The sequence below is a fragment of the Streptomyces triticirhizae genome (genome assembly GCF_003696235.1).
GTDB lineage: Bacteria > Actinomycetota > Actinomycetes > Streptomycetales > Streptomycetaceae > Streptomyces > Streptomyces triticirhizae.
This window is the reverse complement of record NZ_RFFJ01000241.1, coordinates 1-7,985: the sequence shown is the minus strand read 5'-3', so window position 1 is coordinate 7,985 and position 7,985 is coordinate 1. Positions and strand designations below refer to the sequence as shown.

Below are 7,985 nucleotides of genomic sequence, written 5' to 3'. Positions count from 1 at the left end.
CGACGGGCTTCCGCGTCCACGCCCCGCGCCCGCGTGGCGCGCCCTGTGCTTGCGTGGCGCGCCCTGTGCTCGCGTGGCGCGCCCGCCCGGTGGGCGGGCGCCACTCGCCGCCTGCGCCTGTGGCCGACCGGCGGCGGTGCCGGGCCGCTGTCCGCTGTCGCCGGCCGGCGACAGCGGTCACCGGCTGCCGGGGAGGCGCAACTCCTGGGCCAGTACGGCGGCCTGAACCCGGTTGGTCAGGGTCAACTTGCCCAGCAGCCGGCTGACATGCGTCTTCACCGTGGCCTCGGCCATGTGGAGTTGGTCGGCGATCTGCGCGTTGGACAGGCCGGCGCCGATCTGGGCGAGCACCTCCCGTTCGCGCGGGGTGAGGGAGGACAGTCGCTCGGCGGCCGGCGAGGCGGCGGGGGGCGGGGGACCGGGCGACTGGCGGGCGAACTCGGCGAACAGCCGGCGGGCGACCGCCGGCGCGACCGTCCCCTCCCCGGCGGCGACCGTGCGCACGGCGTTCAGCAGTGTGTCCATGTCGCTGTCCTTGAGCAGGAAGCCGCCGGCGCCGGCGCGCAGCGCGCCGAAGACGTACTCGTCGAAGTCGAAGGTGGTCAGCACCAGCACCTCCGCCAGCCGCCGTTCGACGATCTGGCGCGTGGCCGAGACGCCGTCCAGGCGGGGCATCTGGATGTCCATCAGCACGAGGTCGGGGCGCAGCCTGGCGGCGAGCGTCACGGCGGCCTCGCCGTCGGCCGCCTCGCCGACCACCTCGATGTCGTCGGCGCTGCGCAGGATCAGGACCAGGCCCTGGCGCACGGCCGCCTGGTCGTCGGCGACCAGCACCCGGATGGTCATGCGGTCGAGTGTCCTTCCACGAGGGGGAGTTCGGCGGCGACCCGCCAACTGCTTGTACCGGTTGGTTCGTTGACCGGGCCGGCGGTGAAGCTGCCTCGGAGCAGCTCGGCCCGCTCGGCCATGCCCACCAGGCCGCTGCCGGTGCCCGGCGCGCGGGAGGCGGTGTCCTGGTGGTAGGGGCTGGTGACGGTGACCGTCAGCCGTTCGTCCCGGTGGCCGAGGTGCACCTCGACCCGGCCGGGGGCCGCGTGCTTGACGGCGTTGGTGAGGGACTCCTGAACTATTCGGTAGGCGGCCAACTCGACGGGGGCGGGCAGCCGCAGGCCGGCCTCGCGCTCGTCGCGGCCGACGAAGCTCAGCGCGCCCGAGGCGTCGCCCACGGCGGCGCGTTTCAGCAGGGCGTCGAGGCCGTCGAGCGTGGGATTGGCCTCGGGAGGCCGTTCCGCGTCCGAGGTGCGGAGCAGCCCTATCAGCCGGCGCATCTCGGTGAGGCCCTGGGTGCTGTTCTTCCTGATCACATGGAGGGCCTCCATGCTGGTCTCGGGCCTGCCCAACGAGAGTGCCGCCGTGGAGTGGATGGCTATGGCGGAGAGGTGGTTGGCCACGATGTCGTGCAACTCCCTTGCCATGCGGGCGCGTTCGGCCGCGACCGCCTGCGCTCTGTCCATCTCGGCGAGCAGGGCCGTCTGCTCGGCACGGAGCCGCTCAGCGGCCGCCTTGTCGCGGTACTCGCGCAGCAGCAGCCCCGTCCAGGACGGGGCCACCGTTATCCCGAAGAGGCTGGCGCCGAGGACGAGCGCCTCCGGCTCGCGCAGCCAGGCGAGGATGGCGACGGTGCCGGCGGCGCTGAACAGGGTGGAGCCGGAGACCACCACCCGGCCGAACCGGGTGGGGCCGTAGAGCACCGCCGCGTAGATCACGTCGGTGAACATCACCAGCACCGGCAGCGAGCCGCCGGTGAACGCGTCGATGACCAGGGCCGGTGCGGCCGCTGCGAGCGCCGTCCTGGGCAGGGTGCGGCGCCACAGCTCGGCGGCGCAGATCACCAGCAGCCCGGGGAGGCGCAACACCTCGGAGGTCTGGTGTGGGTTGAGGGTGTACAGCTCGAAGAGGATCGCGACCAGCCCGGTGCCCAGGCCGACCAGCGCGATCCACAGATCGTGACGGTGGGGGCGCGGTGGTGCTGGCATGGTCCTTATTCGAGCACGGACCGGGGCTGAGCGGGACCGTCGTCGGATCTACATCTAAGGATGCAGGGACGGCCGGGGGAATCGTCACTGAGGGTGACGTGCGGTGGGCTGGCGGGGGCGATCCTTGAGGGGAACGTCTGACCGGAGAGTCCGAGGGGGTGTGGGGCGATGATGGTGGGCCTGATCCTGGCCGCCGAGGTGGCCTTCTGGGTGGTGTTGGCCAGCGGCCTCGCGGTGCGTTACCTGCTGCGGATGCGGCGGCTGGGCGGGGTGCTGCTGATGGGGGTGCCGCTGATCGATGTGCTGTTGCTGACGGCCACGGCGATCGATCTGCGGGGCGGTGGCGAGATGAGCGCCGGGCACGGCCTGGCCGTGTTGTATCTCGGCTTCACGGTTGGCTATGGGCACTATCTGGTGACCTGGGCCGACGGCCATGCCGCGCATCGCCTCGGCGGGGCGGCCAGGCCGGCGAAGCCGCCGAGGTACGGCATGGCCAGGGCGAGACACGAGTGGCGACTGTGGCGGATGACGTTGGTCTCGGTGCTGATAGCCGTGGTGGTCGCGCAGTTGTTGCGCTGGTTCATATCCGAGCCGGAGGCGGACCGGGGCATGGTGGCGGTGCAGTTCGCCGCGCTGCGGGTGCTGGGCATCCACACGCTGATCGCCGCGGCCTACACGATCTGGCCCAAGCGTCCCAAGCGTCCCAAGCAGGCCGAGCGGACGGACGAGTCCGCGCTGTCTGAGATCGCCGGTGGGTTTGTGGAGAGCGGCGGTGGCTCTCCGCGCGCCGGGCGGCCCTCTGCGGGGGCGTTCCCGCCCAGGGCGGCCGATGCGGCCCGGGGCGTCGGACGGAGTCAATGGCCGGTGGGGGACGCCGAGTTCGGTGGCTCGGCGGGCGCCCAGCCGGGGGTGTGGCGGCGGTCGGACGCGGGAGGCGGGGGATGAGCGGTCGGGCCCGGCGGGGCCGGTTGGGCGGTTCGGCCCCGCCGGGGGCCGGGGCTCAGCGGTTCTCGCCGGGCACCCAGAGCACGTCGCCGGTCTCCTTGTTGGCGGACCTGGCGAGGATGAAGAGCAGATCGGAGAGTCGGTTGAGATAGGTGGCGGTGAGCGGGTTCATGGACTCACCGTGTTCGTCGAGGGCGGCCCAGGTGGAGCGCTCGGCCCGGCGGACCACGGTGCACGCCTGGTGGAGCAGGGCCGCGCCGGGGGTGCCGCCGGGGAGGATGAAGCTGCGCAGCTTCTCCAGCGGGGCCAGGAAGCGGTCGCAGTCGGCCTCCAGACGGTCGACATAGCTCTGTTCCACGCGCAGCGGCGGGTGCTCGGGGTTCTCCACGACCGGGGTGCACAGGTCGGCGCCGACATCGAAGAGGTCGTTCTGCACCCGCACCAGAACGGTCCTCACGTCGTCGGGGAGTTGGCCGAGGGCCAGGGCTGTGCCGATCGCCGCGTTGGCCTCGTTGGCGTCGGCGTAGGCGGCGATGCGGGAGTCGGTCTTGGCGGTCCGGCTCATGTCGCCCAGGGCGGTGGTGCCGCTGTCTCCGGTACGGGTGTAGATCCGGGTGAGGTTGACCATGCGGGGAGCCTACTGCGCGCGGTCAGGCGCCGGCCGTGCGGAAGAGGCGGGTGCCGAGGGTGAGGGAGAAGGCGGCCAGCAGCACGGAGGCGAGCGCGCCCAGGGCCAGCGAGCTGTCTCCGTAGTCGCCGACGAAGGCGGCGCGGACGCCCTCCACGAGATAGCGGAAGGGGACGAAGTGCGAGACCACGTCCAGCCAGGTGGGGGCGAGGGCCATCGGCAGCAGGATGCCGGAGAGGAGCATGGCGGGCAGGTTGATGGAGTTGATCACGGGGGCGAACTCCTGGGCGGTTCTCACCCGCATCGCGAAGGCATAGGAGAGTGAGGCCAGGGAGAGCGCGAGGACGGCGACGAAGACGAAGCCGATCAACACCCCGAGCACGGGGGCGCGTAGGCCGAAGGCCACGCCGGCCAGCACCAGGACCAGCGACTGGACGAGCAGCATCGCCACGTCGCGCAGAACCCTGCCGAGCAGCAGCGCCGTGCGGCTGACGGGCGTGACCCGCATCCGCTCGACGATGCCGAGCTGCTTCTCGATGAGGATTCCGATGCCGGCGAACGCCGCGCTGAAGAGGCCGAGTTGGATCAGCAGGCCGGGCACCAGGATCTGCCAGGAGTCGCCCTCGCGGCCGAGCGGGACGTCCTCCAGTAGCGGGCCGAAGAGGCCGAGGAAGAGCATGGGTTGCATCAGCCCGAAGATCAGGCTGATGCGGGAACGGAGGGTCTGTCGCGCATAGCGCGCGAAGATCAGGCGGGAGTCGGCGAGCACGGTGGGCATGGTGGTGTGGGCCTTCCGGCGGAGAGAGGCGGGGCGGGGTCGGGTTCGGCGTCGGGGCGCGGGGGACTGGTCGCGCGGGCGTTCACACGGCGATCGGCGCGTTCTCCTCCCGGCGCGGTCCGTGGCCGGTGATGGCGATGAAGGTGTCCTGGAGGGACGCGTCGGGTGAGCCGCCGTACTGTTCCTTGAGGGCGGTGGGGGTTCCCTCGGCGACGATCTCGCCGTGGTCGATGATCACCAGTCGGTCGGCCAGCGCGTCCGCCTCGTCGAGGTAGTGGGTGGTCAGGAAGATGGTGGTGCCTTCCTGCTGCCGGATGCGGCGCACCAACTCCCACAGGTCCGCGCGGCTGCCGGGGTCGAGGCCGGTGGTCGGCTCGTCGAGGAAGAGCAGTGCCGGCCGGTGGGTGAGGGCCATGGCGATGTCCAGTCGGCGTCGTTGGCCGCCGGACAGCTCCGAACACTTGCGGTCCAGCAGGTCCGTCAGGTCCAGGTCGGCGGCCAGTTCCTCCGCTCTGGCCTCGGCCTCGGTCCTGCTGAGCCGGTAGAGGCGCCCCTGGAGCACGAGTTCGGAGCGGACCCGTTCCTGCGGGTCGAGTCCGCTGGACTGCGCCACGTAGCCGATCTTCTGGCGCACGGCGCGGGGTTCGGTGGCCAGGTCGTGCCCGGCGACGGTCGCGCTGCCCCGGGTGGGGGCGAGCAGGGTCGTGAGCATCCGCAGCGTGGTGGTCTTGCCCGCGCCGTTGGGCCCGAGGAAGCCGAGGATCTCACCGTTCTCAACGGTCATGTCGATGCCTCGGACGGCTTCGACGAGCCCGTGCTTGGTCGGGTAGGCCTGCGCCAGGTCGTGTGTGGTCAGGATCGGTGCCATGCGGGCCAGAAAACCAGAGAGCCTCAAAAAATGCAATCGCCCCAACTTTTAAGTGCACCAAGCAACGCTACGATGGCGAGCATGACCGGGTTGAGGGAGCGCAAGAAGCGGCAGACCAGGCAGCACATCTCGGACGTGGCCACGGGACTGTTCATGGAGCGCGGCTTCGACGCCGTCACCGTCGCCGAGGTCGCCGAGGCCGCCGAGGTCTCGGTGAACACGGTCTACAACTACTTCCCGGCCAAGGAGGACCTCTTCTTCGACCGCGAGGACGAGATCGTCGACCGGCCGTCCGCCCGGGTGCGCCAGCGGCGCCCCGGCCAGTCCGCCGCCGAGGCGATCTTCGACGGGATGCGCGAGGACATGGACGAGCGCCCGGTCAACCTCGGCATGGTCGAGGGCTTCGAGCACTTCCTGTCCGTGGTCACCAACTCCTCCTCGCTGATGGCGCGGCTGATGCGGATGCAGCACAAGACGACCTTCCACCTGGGCCGGACCCTGGCCGAGGAGGCCGGTTGCGAGCCCGACGACCCGCTGCCGGAGCTGGTCGCCGCCCAGCTGATGGCGGTGCACGCCAACCTCAACCAGACCGTCCGCCGCTGTGCCCTGGACGGTCGGACCGTTGACGAGGTCAAGGCGGAGTTGAGGCGACGGCTCGACATCAGCGAGCGGCTGCTCGGCCAGGAGGTGCGGGACTTCGCCCGCCGCCCCGCCGAACCGGAGTCGGCCGCCGCCACCGAGGCCCCCGGTTCCGAGGCCCCCGGTTCCGACCCCGCCGCCCCCGACCCCGCCGCCCCCGACCCCGCCGCCCCCGACCCCGCCGTCTGACGGGCCGCCAGCGTCACGCGGTGTGGCCGGCGTCACGCCAACGCACGCCCGGCGTCCCACCGGTACCACGCAGCCGTGACGCGTGTCTCTTCTCCCCCCACGCGGGCCCTGTGGCGGCTAGGGTCTAGTCTCCCCGGAGTCGCCGTGTATCAAGGGAGATCACTCGTGGCCAGGAAGCTCGCCGTCGTCGGTGCCGGACTGATGGGCTCCGGCATCGCCCAGGTCGCCGCCCAGGCCGGCTGGGACGTGGTGCTGCGCGATCTCACCGAGGACGCGCTGGCCAAGGGGCGACGGGCCATCGAGACCTCCCTCGCCAAGTTCGTGGAGAAGGAACGCCTCGAACAGGCGGCGGCGGACGCCGCGTTGACCCGGATCAGCACGACCACGGACCTCGACGCCGTGGCCGACGCCGAGCTGGTGGTCGAGGCGGTCTTCGAGGACGTCGACACCAAGCGTGAACTGCTGCGCACCCTGGACGGTCTCGTCAAGGACGAGGCCGTGCTGGCCTCCAACACCTCGGCCATCCCCATCACCAAGCTGGCCGCCGCGACCCGGCGACCCGACCGCGTGGTGGGCACCCACTTCTTCTCGCCGGTTCCCCTGATGGCGCTCTGCGAGTTGGTGCGCGGCCACCTGACCAGCGACCAGACCCTCGCCACGGCCCGGGAGTTCGCCGAGTCGACCGGCAAGACCGTGGTCGTGGTCGAGCGCGACGTGGCCGGCTTCGTCACCACACGGTTGATCACCGCCCTGGTCATGGAGGCCGTCAGCCTCTACGAGTCGGGCGTGGCCTCGGCCGAGGACATCGACACGGCCTGTCGGTTGGGCTTCGGCCACGCCATGGGCCCGTTGGCCACCGCCGACCTCACCGGCGTGGACGTGCTGCTGCACGCCACGGAGAACATCCACCGCGAGTCCGCCGACGGCAAGTTCGCGCCGCCGGAGATCATGCGGCGGATGGTCGACGCCGGCAGCCTCGGCCGGAAGGCCGGCCAGGGCTTCTACAGCTACTAGACCCGTCACACGGGTCTGGTGACAGACCCCGCACAGGCCCACGCCACCCGCCCGGGGCGGCCATCCACCCGCCCCGGGAAGCCGAACGGCCGGCCGCCGCACCCCGGTTCGCCACCACCGTTCCGAGGCACGTGGCCCGCCGAACCCCCGCGCCGCACCCCCACGCCGAGCCCCACCGGGACCCGGCATCGAAGCCGGCGCCGAATCCCCCACACCCACAGCGAAGAGCAGCGGAAGAGCCATCGCCACCATCAACGCACCCACCAGCACAGCAAGCACCATCACCACCAGCACGCCCGGGTCCGCCGGCGCGGCCGGGGCCACGGTCACCGGCGGCGGCCGGACCCGGCCGGACGAGCGGAGCCACGGGGAGCGCCACCACGTCAGACGGCGCACCCTGTTGTCCTCCCTGTCGCAACCAGCCGCGCCAGCGAGCGGGGGAACGTACATGCACATCACGGGCGACCACGCCGAGTTGGTCGTCGGCGGCCGGTTGGACGTGCGCAGCGCGGCCGACGCCAGGAGCGCGCTGCACCGCGCCGTCGACTCCGGCGAGGGCGACCTGGTACTCGACCTCGCCGGACTCGACGCCTGGGACGCGACCGGGCTCGGCGTGATCATGGGCGCCCACCGCAGGGCCGGCCGGGCCGGCCGGCGGCTGGTGCTGCGCGACGTCCCGCCCCGGATGCACCGGGTGCTGGTCGCCGCCCGGCTGCACCGCGTGCTCACCATCGTCCCCTGAACGAACGGGTGACCCGGACGAACGGGTGACCTGGACGTTTTGAACGCCCCGAACGACCTGCCCGCCCCGGCCGCCGGCCGCCCGACCCCGTGCCCGCCCCGACCCCGTGCCCGCCCCGGCCGTTGCCGCGCGGCGGGGCGGTCGCC

At 72.0% G+C, this 7,985-nt stretch carries 9 protein-coding genes; 4 read left to right on the top strand and 5 right to left on the bottom strand.

Annotated features, from left to right (window positions below; all coding sequences use genetic code 11):
* Nucleotides 1-177 precede the first annotated feature (177 nt).
* Nucleotides 178-846, bottom strand: a complete 669-nt coding sequence (locus EBN88_RS26800; protein WP_122399628.1) for a response regulator — start codon at nucleotides 844-846, stop codon at nucleotides 178-180.
* On the bottom strand, nucleotides 843-2,036 hold the full coding sequence (locus EBN88_RS26795; RefSeq protein ID WP_122399627.1) for a sensor histidine kinase: 1,194 nt from the start codon (nucleotides 2,034-2,036) through the stop codon (nucleotides 843-845). The genes EBN88_RS26800 and EBN88_RS26795 overlap by 4 nt, the downstream gene beginning before the upstream one ends.
* A 168-nt stretch (nucleotides 2,037-2,204) precedes the next feature.
* Between EBN88_RS26795 and EBN88_RS26790 the strand changes: the two genes are divergently transcribed.
* Entirely contained in the window at nucleotides 2,205-2,981 is a 777-nt protein-coding gene (locus EBN88_RS26790) for a hypothetical protein (protein WP_233581003.1), read from the top strand.
* A 55-nt stretch (nucleotides 2,982-3,036) separates the two neighbouring features.
* On the opposite strand, the gene EBN88_RS26785 is transcribed toward EBN88_RS26790, so the two are convergent.
* The 3 genes from EBN88_RS26785 to EBN88_RS26775 all read right to left on the bottom strand — a co-directional run bounded on the left by EBN88_RS26785 (nucleotide 3,037) and on the right by EBN88_RS26775 (nucleotide 5,255).
* Entirely contained in the window at nucleotides 3,037-3,609 is a 573-nt protein-coding gene (locus tag EBN88_RS26785; RefSeq protein ID WP_122399626.1) for a cob(I)yrinic acid a,c-diamide adenosyltransferase, read from the bottom strand.
* 22 nt (nucleotides 3,610-3,631) lie between these two features.
* Nucleotides 3,632-4,387: an ABC transporter permease gene (locus EBN88_RS26780; protein WP_122399625.1), complete on the bottom strand. Its 756-nt coding sequence runs from the start codon at nucleotides 4,385-4,387 to the stop codon at nucleotides 3,632-3,634.
* Between the two features lie 82 nt (nucleotides 4,388-4,469).
* The gene (locus EBN88_RS26775) at nucleotides 4,470-5,255 is read right to left on the bottom strand and encodes an ABC transporter ATP-binding protein (protein WP_122399624.1); all 786 of its coding nucleotides are present in this window, start codon (nucleotides 5,253-5,255) and stop codon (nucleotides 4,470-4,472) included.
* 81 nt (nucleotides 5,256-5,336) lie between these two features.
* Between EBN88_RS26775 and EBN88_RS26770 the strand changes: the two genes are divergently transcribed.
* The 3 genes from EBN88_RS26770 to EBN88_RS26760 all read left to right on the top strand — a co-directional run bounded on the left by EBN88_RS26770 (nucleotide 5,337) and on the right by EBN88_RS26760 (nucleotide 7,839).
* Nucleotides 5,337-6,083, top strand: coding sequence for a TetR/AcrR family transcriptional regulator (locus EBN88_RS26770; protein WP_122399623.1), 747 nt, complete (start codon nucleotides 5,337-5,339; stop codon nucleotides 6,081-6,083).
* Nucleotides 6,084-6,248: 165 nt separating this feature from the next.
* Nucleotides 6,249-7,097: a 3-hydroxyacyl-CoA dehydrogenase family protein gene (locus EBN88_RS26765; RefSeq protein ID WP_122399622.1), complete on the top strand. Its 849-nt coding sequence runs from the start codon at nucleotides 6,249-6,251 to the stop codon at nucleotides 7,095-7,097.
* 448 nt (nucleotides 7,098-7,545) lie between these two features.
* Nucleotides 7,546-7,839 (top strand): STAS domain-containing protein, encoded by a 294-nt coding sequence (locus EBN88_RS26760; RefSeq protein ID WP_122399621.1) that lies wholly within the window; start codon nucleotides 7,546-7,548, stop codon nucleotides 7,837-7,839.
* The last annotated feature ends 146 nt before the right edge of the window (nucleotides 7,840-7,985 follow it).

Excerpts from the sequence above, each read along its gene's own strand:
- EBN88_RS26800 (WP_122399628.1), bottom strand. The coding sequence starts at position 846 with ATGACCATCCGGGTGCTGGTCGCCGACGACCAGGCGGCCGTGCGCCAG.
- EBN88_RS26795 (WP_122399627.1), bottom strand. The coding sequence starts at position 2,036 with ATGCCAGCACCACCGCGCCCCCACCGTCACGATCTGTGGATCGCGCTG.
- EBN88_RS26790 (WP_233581003.1), top strand. The coding sequence starts at position 2,205 with ATGATGGTGGGCCTGATCCTGGCCGCCGAGGTGGCCTTCTGGGTGGTG.
- EBN88_RS26785 (WP_122399626.1), bottom strand. The coding sequence starts at position 3,609 with ATGGTCAACCTCACCCGGATCTACACCCGTACCGGAGACAGCGGCACC.
- EBN88_RS26780 (WP_122399625.1), bottom strand. The coding sequence starts at position 4,387 with ATGCCCACCGTGCTCGCCGACTCCCGCCTGATCTTCGCGCGCTATGCG.
- EBN88_RS26775 (WP_122399624.1), bottom strand. The coding sequence starts at position 5,255 with ATGGCACCGATCCTGACCACACACGACCTGGCGCAGGCCTACCCGACC.
- EBN88_RS26770 (WP_122399623.1), top strand. The coding sequence starts at position 5,337 with ATGACCGGGTTGAGGGAGCGCAAGAAGCGGCAGACCAGGCAGCACATC.
- EBN88_RS26760 (WP_122399621.1), top strand. The coding sequence starts at position 7,546 with ATGCACATCACGGGCGACCACGCCGAGTTGGTCGTCGGCGGCCGGTTG.